14 protein-coding genes and 1 pseudogene are annotated in these 17,778 nt (G+C 60.8%); all 15 read right to left on the bottom strand.

The features are described from left to right. Positions 1-28: 28 nt before the first annotated feature. Entirely contained in the window at positions 29-1,555 is a 1,527-nt protein-coding gene (locus D8896_RS17125; protein ID WP_121823323.1) for a primase-associated protein, read from the bottom strand. Next, positions 1,552-2,436 (bottom strand): bifunctional DNA primase/polymerase, encoded by an 885-nt coding sequence (locus D8896_RS17120; protein ID WP_121823322.1) that lies wholly within the window; start codon positions 2,434-2,436, stop codon positions 1,552-1,554. Before D8896_RS17120 ends, D8896_RS17125 begins: the two co-directional genes overlap by 4 nt. Next, positions 2,433-6,257, bottom strand: coding sequence for an ATP-binding protein (locus D8896_RS17115; RefSeq protein ID WP_121823321.1), 3,825 nt, complete (start codon positions 6,255-6,257; stop codon positions 2,433-2,435). Before D8896_RS17115 ends, D8896_RS17120 begins: the two co-directional genes overlap by 4 nt. Beyond that, positions 6,250-8,484 (bottom strand): VirB4 family type IV secretion system protein, encoded by a 2,235-nt coding sequence (locus D8896_RS17110; protein WP_205596872.1) that lies wholly within the window; start codon positions 8,482-8,484, stop codon positions 6,250-6,252. Before D8896_RS17110 ends, D8896_RS17115 begins: the two co-directional genes overlap by 8 nt. After that, a complete protein-coding gene (locus D8896_RS17105) occupies positions 8,468-9,589 on the bottom strand; it encodes a hypothetical protein (protein WP_121823320.1) in 1,122 nt (373 codons plus the stop codon). Before D8896_RS17105 ends, D8896_RS17110 begins: the two co-directional genes overlap by 17 nt. A 12-nt stretch (positions 9,590-9,601) precedes the next feature. Next, positions 9,602-10,654 (bottom strand): hypothetical protein, encoded by a 1,053-nt coding sequence (locus tag D8896_RS17100; protein ID WP_121823319.1) that lies wholly within the window; start codon positions 10,652-10,654, stop codon positions 9,602-9,604. Positions 10,655-10,656: 2 nt separating this feature from the next. Next, a complete protein-coding gene (locus D8896_RS17095; protein ID WP_205596871.1) occupies positions 10,657-11,511 on the bottom strand; it encodes a hypothetical protein in 855 nt (284 codons plus the stop codon). Continuing rightward, positions 11,508-13,244: a hypothetical protein gene (locus tag D8896_RS17090; RefSeq protein ID WP_121823317.1), complete on the bottom strand. Its 1,737-nt coding sequence runs from the start codon at positions 13,242-13,244 to the stop codon at positions 11,508-11,510. The genes D8896_RS17095 and D8896_RS17090 overlap by 4 nt, the downstream gene beginning before the upstream one ends. Positions 13,245-13,270: 26 nt before the next feature. Beyond that, positions 13,271-13,690: a hypothetical protein gene (locus tag D8896_RS20085; RefSeq protein ID WP_121823316.1), complete on the bottom strand. Its 420-nt coding sequence runs from the start codon at positions 13,688-13,690 to the stop codon at positions 13,271-13,273. Positions 13,691-13,696: 6 nt separating this feature from the next. Next, on the bottom strand, positions 13,697-13,927 hold the full coding sequence (locus tag D8896_RS17080) for a hypothetical protein (protein WP_240452058.1): 231 nt from the start codon (positions 13,925-13,927) through the stop codon (positions 13,697-13,699). A 210-nt stretch (positions 13,928-14,137) separates the two neighbouring features. After that, complete coding sequence (locus D8896_RS17075) at positions 14,138-14,542, bottom strand: hypothetical protein (protein ID WP_121823315.1); 405 nt, start codon at positions 14,540-14,542, stop codon at positions 14,138-14,140. A gap of 39 nt (positions 14,543-14,581) precedes the next feature. Further along, a pseudogene (locus D8896_RS20180) lies at positions 14,582-14,650 on the bottom strand (zinc-ribbon domain-containing protein); the annotation flags it as partial. A gap of 71 nt (positions 14,651-14,721) precedes the next feature. Next, on the bottom strand, positions 14,722-15,972 hold the full coding sequence (locus D8896_RS17070) for a tyrosine-type recombinase/integrase (RefSeq protein ID WP_121823314.1): 1,251 nt from the start codon (positions 15,970-15,972) through the stop codon (positions 14,722-14,724). Between the two features lie 273 nt (positions 15,973-16,245). Then, positions 16,246-16,653, bottom strand: a complete 408-nt coding sequence (locus D8896_RS17065; protein WP_121823313.1) for a hypothetical protein — start codon at positions 16,651-16,653, stop codon at positions 16,246-16,248. Continuing rightward, entirely contained in the window at positions 16,650-17,468 is an 819-nt protein-coding gene (locus tag D8896_RS17060; RefSeq protein WP_121823312.1) for a ParA family protein, read from the bottom strand. The genes D8896_RS17065 and D8896_RS17060 overlap by 4 nt, the downstream gene beginning before the upstream one ends. Positions 17,469-17,778: the final 310 nt, after the last annotated feature.

Below are 17,778 nucleotides of genomic sequence, written 5' to 3'. Positions count from 1 at the left end.
TATTCAAACTAAGAATGAAATCAGCAGTTCAGAATTGATCAGTAGGCCCAGCCGATTCCTCGTCGACTTGCTCGTACATCTCATCCGGGAACGGGAGGCTGCCCCAAATCGAGTAGGAACACTGGTCCTGACCGATACAGTAGCGCTGTAGATCGTCGTTATCGCAGTTCATCGGCAACGGCGTGTCGCCTCCGATCGTGTTCGAGAACTCGTAGCGGACCTGGTATTCCGTCTCCTGTTCGTCGTACCATGGCCACCGGGAGAAGACGTCCTTGAGATCCGCGACGATTTCGTCGAGGCTGCTGTCTTGGTACTGCGGGAGCCACATCACCATCCGCGCGAAGTTGTAGAGGTCCTTTCGGACGGGCTTCTTCTCGTGTAGTCGCTCCTCCATATTCGCCATACAGGGAAGTTCGAAGAGGTCCTCGATCTCCCGGACCTCGATCTGTTCGGCGCCGGTTCCGGCTCGTCCGATTCGGTACGTATTGACGCGCCCGTCGCGGTCGATGGTGACGGCCGAGTGGGACTCGTGGTCGGCCAGCGTCTTCGCGAGACTGCTCGGACTAGATATCCAGTCTGTTACTGAGGATTCCCAGTCATCCTCGGCATCGTACGCCGTAACCGCTCGATAGAGCTCTTTCGCCGTGTGGAACTCACCCTTTTGTGCCACGTCATTGGGCGCGTCACTCAGGGCCCGCCGGAGGACGCGAATCGTCCGTTCCCCACGGTCCCAGTTCCGCCAGATGCGCTCGTGATGGCCGGTCTCGAGGAAGCGGTCGATCCGCTCCGTAATTGCCGACTCGTTCGTGGTCAGCCACGATAGCTGGTCGTCGGAGAGCCCGTCTTCTTGCACCCGCAGGAGCTTCTTGAACGCCCGCTCAGCGTAGTCCCGGTACTTGCTGTCGAAATCACCGACCGGGACGTACAGATTGTTGTCCTTCACTCGCGTCAGTATCTCCCCGCCATCGTCACTCCCCGTCGATGACTCGCCCTCCGCTCGAACGAGACATTTGCGTGACGCCGCAGCCATCGGGATTTCGAGGTAGAGGCCATCCCCGAACTCCGGCATCTCCGTGATGCCCGTACAGACCCGACCCGGATGTGGGCCATCCTCACCGGGCTCCTTACTGTACAGCACGTCGGCGATGTCCTGTTGGAGCGACCCATCGCCGTGGGCCCGAATGAGGGAGGCGAGATTGTTGACGTACAGCTCTCGGATGTCGTAGAGCACCTGGATGTTCCGGGGCGACGCGTGCTCGAACTTCGGGTGCTCTTTCACACAGATCGCACTCAGCGTCGCGAGCACGGCGAGCGTCCCCGGTTCGTCGACGAACGGCTCCTCGGCGGCATCGGCGCGAACCTGCTCTTTGAACGCCGCCGTCCCGAACCGTTCGACGTCGTTCACGAGGTCCTCGGGTTGGTCCTCGCCGTCGACAACGTATCGGTTGTAGCCACGCGTAAACAGCTGGTTGATGCGGGTCTCGCCGTACTCCAGCGGGAGTGCCGCAACTCGATACGCCATGTCCTGGTCGTCGGTGGGCGTACTCGGACTCATTCGTCGATCACCTCGGGCGTCGCCGACCGAACGTCGAACGCCGGGCTCTCGATGGGTTGAACGATGCTACAGACTTCGGCGTGAAGTGAGTAGGGCAAGCGGGCGACCCGCCGGCGGTCGGCCGTGACGACAGGGTCGATCGGGATGTCGTACGTCTCGAGGAGGAGGTCGTTCAACACTTCGCGACTCTGCTCGTCGTATCGGTGCGCCGGGTCGGTATCCAGCAGGTAGACGTGGACCCCCTGCCCGCTGTATACGACCATCGTCTCCTCGGCGTCGAAATCGTCCTCGAAGATGTCGCGCACCTCGAACCCGTACTCGATGGCGCGATCGACGTCTTCGAAGGCGTACGGATACCCCTCGGGAGCGGCGTCGAGGATACCAGCAGCGTCGAGGAGCGCATCGCCGTCCTGATCATCGACGTCCGCCGAGATCATCTCGTCCGCTCGGTCTCGGGCGATCTCTTTCGCGTCGATGTCGACGAGGAGGACCCAGGGTCGTTTCCAGTGATCCAGCGCGTAGTAGACGGCGTCGGGCCGTGGGTCCGGTTTCTCCAGCACCTCCAGATCAGCAAGCGCGAACTCGCTCCGCCCCAGCGGGTCGTTGCGAGCGGGGTGGCGAATGAACTCGACGACGTCCTCGAAGTCGTCAAACTCGGGCGTCGTTCGGTCCCCCGACGCATCTGTCTGCCACGTATCCCGCCGGATGAAGTCCTTGTCCGGCACCTCGTCTTTGCGGACCGGATAGGACTCGCGGAAGGCGACGGCGTACTGTTTCGGGCCGGCCGCCGTGATGAATTCCGGCAGGTCGTCCAGATAGCGGGGGAACTCCTCGGTGTAGTAGGCGTAAATCTCCTCGCGGGTCGCCTGTCGCCAGGTCATGAGTTAAGTTCCTGATCGAGATTTTTGAAGCCCCGAACGGTGGTCAGGCCCGCAGCATCGAGGTCGTCGACGGCGTCTCTGATGGTCGCGAACGACCGTGCCGCCCGCCCGCTGACCCGCTCGTCGATCCGATCGGCGTCGGCAAGGCTCTCCAGGACATCGAGCGCCGTCTCGCGATTGTTGAAGGCCCAGATAGCGTCGGCGTCCACCGCGCTGAGTTTGTCGTAATCCTCGACCGGGGCGTGCCGGTTGTTACTCGCGAGCTCTGCTTCGCCGGCCCAGACGAGATCGCCGTCCTCGTCGAAGCCGGCCACGTCCAGTACGGTGCCGTCGTCGGTTTCGTAGTACGGGTCCACGCGAACGACGTTGTCCTGCTGGTGGAACCACAGTTCGAGGAGCCGGACGCCAACCTTGTGTGGCGTTTTCTCGCCGAGATCGCCCGCTCCTGGTCCCGCCTTCAATTCTCTCCCGAGGAGGTCTCGACCGTCGGGGAGGACGGTGTAGTACTTGCGCCCCGCCGCGGATTCCGCTTCCAGGAGGTCCTGCTCCGTGAGCCGCTCTATATGGATGTCGTCGTATTCGTCCCGGAGCTGGCTCATCCTGTCCAGTAGCGTGTACTCGTCGTCCTCTCTGTTCATCACGTCGAGGACCCGATTCAGGAACCGGACGTCGTCACGGCTGAGCCCGCGTTGTCGGAGTTCGTCATCGGGGACGGGTACGCTGCTTTCCTGGACGGGCGTTGCCCCGTTCTCCGGCTGCGCTGCTTGGTCACCAGTTGGTTCCTCGTCCGTCTCGGTGACCTGCCCGAACAGGGAGCTCATCTCTGACTCGTCTGCATCTGGGTCGCTGTCCCTCTCTGGTTGGGTGGTCGACCTCGATGCGTCCTCGGTCGTCGATTCGCTGATGAACGCGGATTGCGTCGGGTCGGTCGCTGCATCGCCGTCGGCAGCCGAGCCCGTCGTCTCGGTCCCCGTACTACCCCAGCCAGTCTCTTCCGGAGCAGTGCCCGACTCAGTCGGCTCTGTTAGCCCGTACTGGGCCTGTGTCCGTTCGACCATCCGTGGCCGGGACACGGACTCGAAATGGTCTTCCTGGGGGTCTGTGAGCGGCTGGTCGCTTTCTGGATGGCCCGGCGCAATCGGGAGTGGCTTCAGCGAAAACGGCGGCGGCCCAGTCTCCCCGAACGACGGGCTGGGGAGTTGGGCGATCCACTCGCCACTCGGCAGCGTGTTGATCCGGTTGCGGAGTTCGGTCGGGCTGAGGTCCTCGTGGGCGAGCGACTCCGCGAGGTCGCGTTCGATCGAGATATTGCCGATGAGCTTCGTCTTGATGTTGTTCAGCACCTCGTCATAGGCTCGCTCGTTCCGGTTCCGCACCTGTTCGGGGAACTGCATCACGAGCCCCATACTCAGGCCGAACGACCGGCCTTGGGGCAGTAGCTGCTCGGAGACGAGCTTTGTCGACGCGACCGGCGCCGCCTCCTCGATGATGAGGTTCGTGAGCTTCTCGTAGTCGGTCTGACCGTCGCGACGGCGCACCTGCACGGCGTCCCAGAGGTTGCTCAACAGCAGGAGTGTGATCGCTCGCTGTGCCTCCGGGCGAAGGTCGCCGAGGTCGAAGATGATGGTGGCGTCTTCATCGAGGAACTCGCGGAAGTCGAACCGGTTGTCGACGTACTCGCCGGCCTCGTTCTGCTCGGGGACGTGGCTGAAGATCCGGCGGAGATGCGCATCCTCTTTGAGCTTGTCGAGGCGGTTCCCGACGGCGTCCATCGACACCTGGAACTGGTGGTTGTCCTTCGCGAAGTGGCGCGTCAGCGATTCCTCGATGTTCTGGTTGTCCGCCGAGACCGGGGGAATCGTCTGGTCGCGCTGCATCCGAAGGGCGGCGGCGAAGAGGTCGTCCAGCCCGAACACGTCGCTCCCGTACTCCTCGTCGAACAGCGCCTTGATCAGGTAGCTAAGAATCTCGTTCGCGACGAACGCCTGGCCGTACTGCTCGCGGCCCATAATCATCCGGAGGATGTCGTGGAAGTGGTCGACCTTGTCCTGAATCGCGTCCTCTCGGTTGCGACCCGCCTCGAGCGCAGGCCGGATGTCGAAGAAGGAGAACGCGGGGATTGTCTCCGGGACGCGGAAGTGGTAGACGTCGTCGAGGCCACCGAACCGCTCGTAGTGGCAGCGCAGGTAGTTCTCACACATCCCGTCCCCCTTCGGGTCGACGAGGACGACGGGGCCACCAGTCGTCTCACGGAGCGAGAGCGCGTCGTTGATGATGGCCTTCGACTTCCCGCCACCAGTCGACGCGAACCGCCCGTAATGCGTCGGCAACAGATCTGGCGGGATTCGGATGGGGTCCGGTCGTGGCTCACCATTCTCGTCGAGCGCGTAGCCGATGGCCATCCCGTCCTGGAACTGCTGGATCAGATCCGGATTCGGCCACGGGAGCGGGTTCCGACTCTGCTGTTCGGCTCTGGTTCCCCGCGTTCCTTCGACGGTCAACTGTTCGGAGGAGGGGACGAGGACGAAGTTCGCGAGCTCAGTTCCACAGAGAGTCAGTTCGGGGCGTGTCTTCCCCCGGCCCGTCGTCAACTCGCGATTGAGGAGGCGCTGGAGAGCGGCCCGTGCCTTCTTCTCCTTCGTTTTCTCACGGAAGCCGCTGTCTCGGAGGCGTTGCCCCTCGACCTCGTAGAACGGTCCATCAAGCGGGTCGAACACGGGGAGGAGCGAGTCCATCCGACCATCGAGGTCGTCGCGGGTGTCGTCGGTGGGGACGCCGACGGCCCGGATGTTGACCGTGAACGACCGTTTGGCGTTCTTCGCATCGATGTACTCGATCCGCTTCTCGACGGCCTCGCTGAGCTGGCGGTCGTCCTGGTCGCTCCGTTGCTCCTCGACCTCGAGCAACGACCCGACGACCTCCTGGAAGAACGTGTCGCGGCCGTCGACGAGGTCCTCTTTCCGCACCTCCGCGTCGGACTGCCAGCTGGCACGCCGTTGGAAGACGGCCTGGAACGCGGTCGGCGCTGTCGCCTCCATCAGATGGTCGATCAGCGACGCCAGCGCCGCGCCGGGCTCGTCGACGGATGAGAGATCGCCGTTCGTTTCCTCCGCTGTGAACGGCGTCAGCGAGGTCATCCAGTCCTGCTTCCGCGACGCGGCGCCACACCACCGGACAACGAGCGGCGAGACAGCATCCTGTGCCGGGCGAGCCAGAATCGTTCCCGCCGGTGTCATCGTCGGCTTCTCGATGGTCCGTCGCTCTTCCTCGTCGTCTGGAAGTGCATCGGGCGGCGCTAGTTCGAGGGCTGAGTCCCCGACAGTAACGTGATGATCGGGGACGCTCGTGGCTGCCGTACCGCCGTCGACAACGGGGTCCGCTTCGGCTGGCTCGGAGTCCCCTGATTCCTCGTCGACGATGTCGTACTGTTCTGCCGGGCTAAACTCGTACTGCAGCCGTCCGGCCTCGTAGTGGTCGACGAACTCCTGCGGTGTGAACTCGACTGGCTGAATGAGCCGGGCAGCGACGTCGACGTCAACCCGCTCGATGTCGAACGTGGCCGGATAGATGGAGCGGAGGCGTTTCTCGAGCGTATCGAGATGGGCATCGGCCCCGTAGAAGAACTCTACCGGGTCGTCCGGGCCATCACTGATCGCGAGGAACTCGAATCGGGGTGGTGTCTCACTGTGGAGTGGGTTCAGCTTCGCCCCGAGACCCGACGAGCCGGGCGTGGTCAGCTTGTGGAGGCTGTCGAGGACTCGGGGGATACTCTCCGGATCGAGTCGCTCGGATGTCGGCGTGACGCGAAGGTACTCAGCCATCGTTGGTCCCCTCCGTTGACCCGCCGTCTGGCTCGGCTTCGACGGCGTCTGATTCCTCGTTCAGTTCGCTCGTTTCGTTCGTTCCGTTCGTTGCTCGATGCTCGAGCTCGTCCTGGAACTCCTCCATCTCGGTATCGACGGCGTCGTCGCCGGCGCCGGGCAGCGAGGATCGAACTTGGGAGGTCGGGTCGAAGTCGATAACCTGCTTCTCCTTGGGCATCGCTTTGACCTGGATGCCGCGCCACTCGCCGTCGACGCCCACCAGCGCCTCGGAGAAGCCGGCGTCCTCGTTGCCCGGCACGGCATCTTGGACGAACCGCATCTGTGCGTAGTTTAGGCCGAACTCATCAGCCCATTCCTCGTCCATCCCATCGAGACGGTGGAATTGCTTGACCGCACACTGGTCGAGGATGGCCTCGCTCTCGGCGTGCTCGAAGAATTCGTCGACGGTCTGCGTAACCAGCCGGATCGAGAGGTCGTGGTGCCGGTGGTGGCGGAACACCGTCTCAAGAAACGCCAGGCTCGCGGCGTCCTGCATGATGTAGCGCGCCTCGTCGATGTAGAACACGACCTCCTTCTCCGAGACTTTCGCCCGCTCGTACACCAGTGAGATCAGCAACTGCATCGTCAGTGCCGTGCTGCTGTCGACGCTGCCCTCCTGCTGGGCGAGGTCGAGGTAGATGACCTTCTCGTCACGGATATCGAAGTCGGACTCCTGGCCGAGGTTGGCGTGGCGACCGTCGTCCTCGAAGGGGCGAAGCTGGTCGAGGAGCCACGTCGCGTCCTCCTTGATCTTCCCCGCCTCCTCGTCGGACCGGACGACGAACTCCTCGGGGTCGTTGACCATCTCCTCGAAGACGTCCATCATATCCTGAATCGTCGGGGTCGGGTTGCCGTGCGTGGAGATGTCGTCGGTAATCCCGTTGCGCTTGTACGCCCGCTTGAGCCCGAGTTCCAGCGTCGTCCGGCGGTCGCCCAGCGAGATGCCGCGGAGCGCGAAGAAGTTGGTGAGGAAGCTCATCGCGTCGTCGAGCTTCTCGTTGAACGGGCTCGCGTCCTCGCCCATCGCCCGCTGGACATGCTCGGGCGTCTCCCGAATCTCCAAGGGGTTCAGGCCGAGCGTCCCGCCGACCGTGATGCGTTTGGCGTCAAGCGCTTCGGCGACCCCCGCCCAGTTGTTCAGCGGCTCGAGGATGATGCCGATCCGGTCCTTGCTCTGCTCGATGGAGCGGATGAAGTTCTGCTTCGAACTGAACGACTTCCCCGACCCCGTGTCGCCGACGGTGAACATCGCGTAGCCGTTGTCCCGCGCGAACGGGTCGATGACGACCGGACTCTGGTTATCTTTGTGAATCCCGAACTCGACGCCACCCTCCTCGAGGATCGTCGCGTTGTGCGGCGAGGACAGCAGCGCGCCGACGGCGCCGCCGAGCGCAATCGACGTCCGGCCGAACTCGTTGTCGCCGATGGGCGCAGCGGACTGGAGGGCAAGATCCTGCCGACAGATCGCTGTCTTCGGCGTGAGGTTCGCCGGATCGTCGCGGAGTGCGCTCTTGACCTTCTGGACGGCGTCGCGGAGGTCCTCCTTCTCGTCGGCTCTGACCGTGATGAACATCCCCTGGTCGAAGACGTTCGCGCCGTTCTCGACGGCCTTGTACGTCGCTGCGGCCTCGTTGGCGCGTTCCTGTAGGTAGGCACTCCGCACGCTCTGTTCGAGGTCAGCGTCCACCTGAAGGTCGTCAGCGATATCCTGCAGTTCGTTCCGCGCCCGCTCCTGGTTCTTCGGCGTGATGTGGGCCGTCAGGTCGAACTGCACGTCCGTCATCTCGAAGAGCTCGGAGAGGTAGCCGTCGTTGGGGTAGTCCGGATAGTCAGCGATGTACAGCGTCGTCGTCCACTGCTCGCCGACCCGTGCCGCGCGCGTCTCCCACTCGATCGCCGCCGGCGCCGTCACCGTCTTGTGTGACTCGGCGATGTCGTCGAGGAGCTGGCGTTCGGCCGCGCCCTGTTCGATGGTCTCCTCGTCGAGCAAATCCGAGAACTCGACCTCTTCCTCATCGTCGTCGGTGTACCAGTCCCAGAGGAGTTTCCCGCCGATACCGACCAGTACCGCGAGCAGGATGTAGAGGGCGGCCCCTTCAGCTGAGGTGGGATTCGTCAGCCACTCTGTGAGCTGGCCGACGGCTCCGCTGCCCGTCTGGAGGACGAGGTTACGCATCGTGGTCATCCTCCCGGCGCGAGTGGCCGATGATGGGTTGTTCGCGAACGACGCTCTCTGCGTCGTCGTAGTCGTGTTCGCGGCCGTTCCAGAAGTCCATATTCAACACGAAGAGTTCGACCGTGCTGAGCCGCCGAGCGGACCACCCTGAGGCCTGCTGGATGAACTCCGACCGGACGTCGTTGACTCGGCTGTCCAGCTTCTCGAACATCTGTGCGCGGCGCTCGACGTCGGTGAGGTCCTCACGGCGGGTCACGAACGGGTTGAACAGGAACCCGATGACGGGGAACTGGGTCAGCTTCTCGGCCGGCGTCCCCTCGTCGCGGAAGCGGTCGTATACTTCCAGTGGGGTGACCTCGACGCCGATGTAGTACCGCACCTGCTGGATGCCCCGTTCGCGCATCTCCTTCGGCCGCGTCTCCCGATACTCCTCGAGGAGTTCTCGGAAGATGGGGTTCTCTTTGACGTCCTCGTCGTTCAGGCGGTTTTCGATGTTTTCCGTAATCTGTTCGACCGGGAACGAGCGGGTCGTCGCGTGGAGTTTGAGCTTCGAGTCCAGTTCCTTGTTGGCGAACTCCTCGCCGGCGTCCTGGAGCCGCGCCCAATCGTCGGACATCGCGAAGTCCATGTTGCCGGGGTCGACCTCGATGAACGCCTCCATCGTGCCGTCGGCGCGCTGGATCGCGCCAGCCCCCGGCCACGCCCGTTCGATGTTCGTGAGGTCCTGCGTCCGCTCGTCGGGCGTGAACGGCGTGTAGTTCGCGAGCCCGCCCTCGTTGCGCTCCGTCTCGTTGGTACCACTGTCGGCTTCCTCCGGGGCGCTGAACGTGATCTGGGGGCGCTTGACGTAGCGATACACGTCTTTCGTCCACATCCACGCGTTGAGGTGGTCGGGCGAGACGTAGACGATCGCGACGCCGAAGCCGAAGCCACCAGCGACGAACGGCAGGGCGAGTGATTCGATGCCGGTGAGGCCGGCGATGAACAGGCCGACTATCGGGACGGCAATCAGGACGCCGACATCGCCTTCCTCGATGTTGAGGTAGGGGATGTGACTTGCCTCACCGAACTGGTCCATGATGCGCCGTGCGGCTGCGTCTTTGTCGATCGACATTTGTTAGGGGAGTCAGGGATCGTTCTCAGTGCGGCGGTACGATGGCGAACTGCTCGTTTCGGTACGATTATTCTCCTTCGCTGCGGCTCGCTGAGCGACCGCATGGCCTGCAGCGGCCTTTGGTCCCCAACGAGCTGCAGTCGTAGCGACGCCGGCTCCGCCGAGGTAGGAGCCAGCTGCAACACCGCCGACGAGAGCCGCTCCTTTCGTCGCGCCACCAATGACCCTCGCCGTCAGCGGCGTTGCAAATTTGAACGTCTTCCAAGTCACGTAGAGTGCGATCAGTGGCAGTGAGGCCGCGACCAGATATCGTAAAAACGGGGACCCAGGTGCGAGAGCGTTTTGCGAGTAGATAACATCGTATCCCTTGAATACGACAGCGGCAGGGAGAGGTAGAATCGCGAGTGGAACAAACCGTTTACTGAACCCCATCGCAACGTTCGAAAGAACCGGGACATTGCCGTACGCGAAGGCAAATGCGATCGGCATCCCGTACACGTAAACGTAGAGGAGGACCTCTCGAACGTAATAGAGTGCCTCTAAGGCCCACATTGAGAAACCGCCGATGAGTGCAAAGACAAGCGATAATCCGGGATTTGTCAGCGACACCTCAAGGAAGTTGAGCATCACGTTGCTCAAGGAATCCAGGCCCGGGACGAGTGCGATAGTAAATCCATCAATCAGGTAGAGAGCCAGTACGCTCACCCAGTACCAGGTGGCGATGAGGAATGCACCGACCCACGCCGTTCGTTTCGTTCTGTGGGCCTCATACGCGCTTCCAATGTTGAATATCCGGATCGTGTGCCGTCCCTGGACACACATCACTAACAGGAGCAACGAGATCAGCATAACCTCACCGCCGATCAGTGCCTCTCGGATTGTGGACCATGGGGCGTTCGTTGGCTCTCCAAAGACGAACGCACCCCTCGTTTGTGGCGTCGGAGTGCCGAACATCGCCTCGGTGAGATCCTCATATCCAGATTGGAGGCCAGCCTTGAAGAGGCCAATAAACCAGTCAACGACTTCCTGAATCCCCTCCAGAACTACGTCGATCAGATCAACCATGGTTACTTCCCCTCAATGGTGATATCGCAGCTGTCAGTCTCACCTGCTGCAGTATACTGGATATTATATGATTTCGAGATCCGCTGGTCGTCCCCTGCTCTTTCGAGGACTAGCCGAAATTCACCGCTCTGGTGTTCGTCTGTGCAGGACGTTCCAGCACCGGGAACGAACGCAAACGGGGATCTGGAGCTATAGATTGTAACTCGACTATTTGCTAGAAGGACAACTGTATCGGCTTCCGACTCCGATGCCGGATCATAGATCCCGCTAATATCCTCGTCGTTCACGTAGTTCGTACCCTCCTCACCGGACGGATACGGTACGTCGCCGATGAAGAGTAGCTTCGTGAGCGCTGTTGGACCGGTGCCCTGGTTTGCAACCCGTACGAACGCCTCTTCGCCGATCTCATCGATCGGGGCATCCCACATTTTCTCCGGCTGATTTCGGCCAATCCCGACGTTCTCAATGCTGACATCCGGCTGGATAGGTACAGTCATTTCGCCCACCTGTTCCCCGTTCCGCAGCGCGAGAACGCGGTACTCGCCAGGTTCGTAGGTCGTTCCGATCGTAAACGTAGCCTGCTGCACTCCAGCAGCAACCTCCCGTTGGCCGAATAGCTCTCCATTCGGCTTGATGAGGTTGATCCGGTCTACGGTGGCGTCAGTTGTGAGTTCCACGACAAGCATCGTCTCCTCGACGGCGACGCGCTGGAACGGGCCTTCGGCATCATCTTCATCGGTTGCGCCGTTCGTGGTGCCATTGTCATCGGGACGTAGACATCCGCCGACGCTCGCAACGGCAGCACCAGCAGCTGTTCGAAGGACGGTTCGTCGACTGCGATGGCTTTGTCGTGTCATAATTTGTTATCGAAGCTGTCGTCGGGTGCGAGTAACCGCAGGAGGCGGGTTCCGGCGTAAAACATCACGATGAACGGCAGCAGCTGCCAGCCAATTTCGAACAGCAGCGCAAACCATCCCTCGATGGTTCTGAGCGGATGCCACCGAACGGTTGCCGTCTCGCCGACGTACGCCGGGTCGTGATCTCGCCAGGACCCGGGCTGGTACCGGGCAGTGTAGATCCCCGGCTGGTCGATCGTCACGATGGCCACGCCCGAGCGGTTGGTTTCGACGCGCCGGTCAGCTATCGTGATGTAGCCACGTCGGGAATCTCCAATGATCGGGTATCCGCGTGGGCTTTCATTGAGCGTAATCGGCTCACCAGTCTGCCGATCTCGCAGCTCAAGCCGCAGGGTAGCGTGGCTCTCGTTCTGCTCGATAACCTCGATAGAGAGGTGACTCCGTCGTAGCTGCCGCTCAGAATCGGCTTGCGGCTCCTCGATCGAAGCATTGACTCCGCGAACGATACCGGCGACCTGTAACGCATCCCTGTCGACGGTCTCGGCACGGACAGCGACGCCGTAGGTCGTATTGTACGCGTCCGTAACTTCCTCGATATGAACATTCTCACCGATGGTTGCCGTCGGCGACGACCGCTCGATCCCCCACGTTTCGACGATCTCCGGCCCGCCCCGCACTGGTTCCGCACGTGGACCGATCCGCGACGGATAGGCATGGACGTAGACGGGGAGCGCATCCGACTCAACTGTCGAACTCGCGGTGCGGTTCGTCCTGACGAGCGTGTCCCAGTCCGTGTCGCGTGCGGTGTAGAACCGCCAGACACCACGGACGCTCGTGGTGCCCGCTTCTGTGAGCGTGTACCCTTGCCAAGGCCGGGACTGGTAGACGGCAACCCCGGTATCCCCGTTCGGGTACTCGGCATAGTACGGGTACGCCGATAGATCGTAGATCTCGACGGCGAGCTCGTCCGAGACTGTCAGTTCCTCGGTGGGATACGTGATGTTGACCTCGGTTTCGTTCCCCCGGTCGATCCGAACGGTTTTGTTCAGGCGAACCTGGATCTCGGCTTCGATGGACAAGGTTGCTTCTCCGTCACCGGCGAGTCGGTAGTCGATCGAGGGGGTTTGCGAACCGTTGGTTGTTGCGACAGTCGTGTTGTCCGTCCGTATTCGTATTTCTTCGATCCCGTGGTCGGCAAGCGACCAGTCGACGGTCGTGTTCCCCTCGGAACTGCCGTTGGGTACGCGTACCCGATAATCGACGAGGCCACGAACGGTCCCGTTCGGGGCGACGTAGAGCGGTGTTTCACTCGGTTCGAGGTGTGCCCGTGTCGACGGCTGAACCGCAAACACGGTCGCGTGTGCGTCGGCGATGAATCGCCCGTCCTCCAGGGATGCATTGGGTGGGTGGACGGACGTATTGGCAGATCCTGCGTCGAGATCCTCAAAGTCGTTGCGTGTCCACGTTGCGGCGGTGTCAGGCGGCCGCTTGAACGTGATGTCCGTCCCGTTTGCGAGCTGGTGGAGTGCGGACCGGGACTCGCCGTAGCGGTCCCGGTATGCCTCCTGACTGATGTAGTTGTCCGCGTCCCGTGACCAGAGCGTCGCGGACTCGTTTTCGCTGAGTCCGTTCCCCTCAGTGTCGGGACGGGGTGGATCAGCAGCAACGGTCCCCGTGATGCCGCTGGTCACGAACAGTACGACCCAGAGTACGGCGAACTCTTGCTGGGGCATTGGGGGCGGGGAAACCGATGTGGTGGTTACCAGGGCACGAGGTCGACACACTCGGCCAACGGGAGGCCCATCATCGAGCCGGCGACGGTGTACAGCGGCCCGAGGACGACAAGGATGACCGCCGACTTCATCGCCGAGCGCTTGTGGCGCTTGAGGCCCTTCTTTTGCTCGGGATTGAGGGTGAACATCTCGATAAGGGAGTCTGCCTGCCAGACGATGGCGAGGCCGACGATACCGAGGGCAGTGGTTAACTGGAAGAATCCCTCGATCATGCTCGGGAGGTTGTCCGCGCTACAGACTGCATTGCCCTGTGCAGCGACAGGTTGTACGGCGATTAAACTCAGGAGGACAACTGTGAACATAGCCTGTCGCGGAGTTGGACCAGTCAACAGTGGCTCGATGTCGGTGCGACGCTCAGCGTCGGAGGGTGTATTGTCCTGTGACATGGCGGGTTAATCGTCAGTTACATCGCCAGCCGTTGGCTGGCTCTGCTGGTCTTCGACCAGCGATCGAAGGTCATCGAATCGATTCGTCTCCTCTGCGATCTCTTCTAGCGTGTAGCCCTGCTCGCGGGCCCGTTCGAGGAGGTCGCGGAGTTCATCGGGGTCAACACCGCGAACTTCCATTTCCTCGCGGAGGGCGCGGCGATAGAGGGCGGAGGCGTTGATGTGGTCGTTCCACATCAGTTACAGGTCATCGATGTCCTCGATGGTGACTGGCCTCGTAATCATACATGCGGGTATGGGTATGTACCGGCTGAGTCCCGGTGCATATTGGAAAGTAACTGGACACTTGCAAATACTTTCTGTTAACTGTTATTGAAAAATATAGAAATAGCTATAATTATATCTAGTATTGAGTACGTATAGAGATATACATGAGAGAAAGGAATACTACTCTGAGATTTCCTCTTTGTTAAACTCTTCGTTCGCAACCTCCATCAATTTCTGGAGCCTGTCGTCCAACTGATCCTCGAATTCGGTGTGGAGCGCATCATCGTACATCCGAAGAGTTCGTCCTAACCCGAGAGTAGCAAGCCAATCTCGAAACTGATTGCTGTTCATGTCCTCCGCCGGTATACTTTGCGTATCCGTGTTCAAACTTGCAGCCCAAAGGTGGAGGAGATGGAGATCCTTCACCATCGCTAACCGAGCAAAATCAGCAAATGCAGCGTTGGTATCCCGAGACAACTGCGTATAAGAAACTGAGTTTTGATCGAGTTCCCGCTCTCCCGCGAGCAGTTCGTTCACGTAGGAAAGCGAGCGCATCGACAAAAAGCCCTCTCTATCCATCGCCATCGGTGGATCGGTTTCCGACTCTGCAATATCGGATAACGCCTGTCCACAGGAACTGCAGTAGTGGTGAACTGCTTTGACCTGGTTTCCGCAATTTGGGCAGTAGGGCATACTACAAGCTACGGGTTAGAGATACTGTGCCTTTGTTGGTACAGGCCGATATCCTGCTGATTCAGCAATCATTACTGGTTCTCTGGGAACTCTGAAATTGAATCAACCTCGTCGAGAGCCTCTGTTGCGACATCACCGAGTTCGCCGGCCTCAATGTGCGAGTATCGCTCCCGCACCATCTCCTCAGAATTATCGAGATATCGAGCCGCAACTGTATACCCGAACGCGCGGACGAGGACCTCACCCATCCCACGTCGACCACCGTGCGGAGCAAGGTAATCGTGTTTCGGATGGTCGATGTCGATCTCTGCGGCCTCCGAGAGCCGTTGGAGAATCGACCGTGCGCCGTCCGTCGTGATCGACGGCGGACAAATATCCTCATCGATTGCCAGTAATAGGTCGCGAGCGTATTCTTCACGGCGCTCAGTAATTTCTTCTGGGCGTTCTCCACGGTCTTCGAACTCATCCTGAACGAGCCCCGCAAGCGTCCGTTGGTCGAACGTCGGAAACACCGGCCACCGGTCCGTCGGCGGGTTCATCAGCTGGCGGTAGCTTCGCAGCGGCGAGATCACCGGGTCGGGGAGACTCGCGGCGTCCCATTGCTGTTTCTTCCGGTAGACGTCCATACTTCCGTCGTCGAGGGAGAGGTCATCCCAGCGAACGCCGCGCCGGCGCGGATCGTTCGGATCCCGGAGGAGTTCCCCAACGCGGACAGCTGTGTACGCGAGGACGAACACCAGAGCTCGGTCACGAGCCGCCTTCAGCGCCGCGTAGCGCGCTCGCTGCTTCTCGAGGGGGGCAGTCTCCTCTGGAAGTGTCGTGTACGCCTCGACGGCGTCGCGTGCCCGTTCGTCGACGTGGCGGGTGAGAGCGTGGCGCTGTTCGGACGTCCAGGCCTGCTGGTCGCCGGGCTTGCGGCCGTCGTCCTCCGGCAGTGGCGCCATCGCACTCGCCCGCTGGGCGTAATGCGCTTCGAGATACCCCTCGTTGACACACCACCCGCACCACGCAGAGATATAGCGGTAATAGGTTTGTACCGTATTCTGTTTGAGTCCCCGATCTCCACCGAGATGCCGGGCATACTCCCGGAAGACGCGTTCCTCGAGATCGTCGAAGGTCGGCTCCCGGTCGACGTCGTCGGGAACGATCCCGGTCCAGCCGTCGTCGCCGCGGTCGCCGGCGGCCCACTCGGCGAACCGCTCGAGCTCGCGTGCAGCGTTTCGTCGATAGTTCCCACCGTCCCCACCGCGGCCTTTCCCCTTGTCTTGGAGGTAGCGCTCGAAGCTGTCGTCGAGCGGCGTCGAAAGCGCTCGGTCAGGCATTCACCGGCCCTCCACCGTCCTGCGGGCCCGGTCTCGAGTCCTCTACCCTGGGAGAAGCGCCGTCGTGAGGCGGTTGCTGCATTCGTGCTTCACCGACTGCGGCGGGGTACTTCAAAGTGGTCGTGATTACGGGCATAATCAGGACCACTTGTTGTACTTGAGCCATCGGGAGAATTCGGGGGTCTAGAGTCTCTTAGCGTCGGAACTCCGCATTACAGTAGAATGTATATCATATATCGTTATACGAAATCTCGGGCCTCGCTCTGCGCGAGGTCATCCGTCGCCGAGTTCCGAAAGCCGAGCCTTGATTTCCTCGGCATCCGCCTCAGAGAGCGCCTCAACACCAAACTGAACGAGTAGCGGGTAGAAGTGGCGGTTCTTCTTGAACTCGTCCTGGCCCGCCTTGCGGAGCTTTAGCTGGGACTCGAGGTAGGTATCCTCCATCTCGTCGAGGACATCGTCGGGAATGTAGATCGTCCGCCCATTCCACTCGTCCTTGATGTTCGTCTTCGTTTTGCTCGTTTCGTTCGTTTCACTCGTTGAAGTAGACTCGGTCGTTTCGGTCGATGAACTGGTTTCCACCGTTTCACTCACCTCACTCGTTTCGCCGGAATCGGCCTCATCGTCCTCGTCTTCGTAGTTGCCCTCGATGCCGGAAGCATCGCCCCAGCCGTCGGTCATGCTTCCACCTCCTCAGGTGCGGTCTTCTCAAACGTTTCGTCGAACAGGTCGGCGATCTCGTTGAATAGGTTGCGTGCATCCTCGACGCGCTGGTTCTCCTTGCCGAAGCCGAAGACGGACACCCCCTCGCCGATCGACTGGGAGAGGTCGGTCCGCTTCGGGATCTCGAACACCGGGAGGGAGTACGCCGACTCGATCTCCTCGATGGTGTCGCGGTGTTCAGCGTTCTGCTCGACGCGGTTACAGACAATCGCGAGCCGATTGATGTCTCCGTACGCCTGTTCGAGGGAACTCAGCTGCTTTGCGAAAATCTGGAGGCTGTTGGCGTTGAGCTTCTCGGGAATGACGGGGATGACGACGTTGCCGGTTGCGACGAGGGCGTTGTCGGTGAGGACGTTCAGGGATGGTGGCGTGTCGACGATGATGTAGTCGTAGTCCTTCTCGAGTTCGTCGAGAGTCATCTCCAACCGCTCGCGACTCTTCGGCGCCTCAAGCAGCGTCTGGATGTTCTTGTTGTTCGCGAGTTTCTCGCTGGCGGGAAGGATGTCGAATTCCTCGTGCTCGACGATGATGTCGTTCACCGACTCCATCTGGTCGAAGTCGAGGACGTCGAACAGCGTCGTACGGTCGGTATCGTAGTACAGATCGTTGTAGCCAAGCGAGCAGGTGAGCCCTCCGTGGTAGTCGATGTCGACCAGGAGGACGTCGTGGCCTCGGGCAGCGAGTGCGCCGCCAGTATGAATGACGTCGGTTGTCTTCCCCGCGCCACCCTTCTGATTCGCCACCGTGATTCGTGCGGTATTGGTGTCGGTCATTATCTTCGTTTCTCTCGTTGTATTCGTTTCGTTCGTTTTGGTCGTTTAGTTCGGTGCGTTCGGTGAGGGTGTTTCACTCGGTGAGAGGATTACTACGATGTTAAAACCAACTGTTCGTTTCGCTCGTTGAACTAATTGCGTTCATTTCTACCACTCAATTCGTTCCGTTCGTTTTGTTCGTTTCTGCAAATGGCCAACCAGGGACAAACCAGTTCGTTTGGAGAATTCAATTCACCAATCTCGTTTACTTCATTCCATTCGTTTCGTTCGTTCCTTTCATTTCGGCAAAGGAGGTCGGCACCTTCTGTGG

Source organism: Halostella salina (genome assembly GCF_003675855.1).
GTDB lineage: Archaea > Halobacteriota > Halobacteria > Halobacteriales > Natronoarchaeaceae > Halostella > Halostella salina.
This window is presented reverse-complemented; position numbering and strand designations above follow the sequence as displayed.

Bases quoted from the DNA above. Each gene is read 5' to 3' on its own strand.
- D8896_RS17070 (WP_121823314.1), bottom strand. From the start codon at position 15,972: ATGCCTGACCGAGCGCTTTCGACGCCGCTCGACGACAGCTTCGAGCGC.
- D8896_RS17125 (WP_121823323.1), bottom strand. From the start codon at position 1,555: ATGAGTCCGAGTACGCCCACCGACGACCAGGACATGGCGTATCGAGTT.
- D8896_RS20085 (WP_121823316.1), bottom strand. From the start codon at position 13,690: ATGTCACAGGACAATACACCCTCCGACGCTGAGCGTCGCACCGACATC.
- D8896_RS17105 (WP_121823320.1), bottom strand. From the start codon at position 9,589: ATGTCGATCGACAAAGACGCAGCCGCACGGCGCATCATGGACCAGTTC.
- D8896_RS17060 (WP_121823312.1), bottom strand. From the start codon at position 17,468: ATGACCGACACCAATACCGCACGAATCACGGTGGCGAATCAGAAGGGT.
- D8896_RS17115 (WP_121823321.1), bottom strand. From the start codon at position 6,257: ATGGCTGAGTACCTTCGCGTCACGCCGACATCCGAGCGACTCGATCCG.
- D8896_RS17065 (WP_121823313.1), bottom strand. From the start codon at position 16,653: ATGACCGACGGCTGGGGCGATGCTTCCGGCATCGAGGGCAACTACGAA.
- D8896_RS17095 (WP_205596871.1), bottom strand. From the start codon at position 11,511: ATGACACGACAAAGCCATCGCAGTCGACGAACCGTCCTTCGAACAGCT.
- D8896_RS17100 (WP_121823319.1), bottom strand. From the start codon at position 10,654: ATGGTTGATCTGATCGACGTAGTTCTGGAGGGGATTCAGGAAGTCGTT.
- D8896_RS17120 (WP_121823322.1), bottom strand. From the start codon at position 2,436: ATGACCTGGCGACAGGCGACCCGCGAGGAGATTTACGCCTACTACACC.
- D8896_RS17075 (WP_121823315.1), bottom strand. From the start codon at position 14,542: ATGGCGATGGATAGAGAGGGCTTTTTGTCGATGCGCTCGCTTTCCTAC.
- D8896_RS17090 (WP_121823317.1), bottom strand. From the start codon at position 13,244: ATGCCCCAGCAAGAGTTCGCCGTACTCTGGGTCGTACTGTTCGTGACC.
- D8896_RS17110 (WP_205596872.1), bottom strand. From the start codon at position 8,484: ATGACCACGATGCGTAACCTCGTCCTCCAGACGGGCAGCGGAGCCGTC.
- D8896_RS17080 (WP_240452058.1), bottom strand. From the start codon at position 13,927: ATGTGGAACGACCACATCAACGCCTCCGCCCTCTATCGCCGCGCCCTC.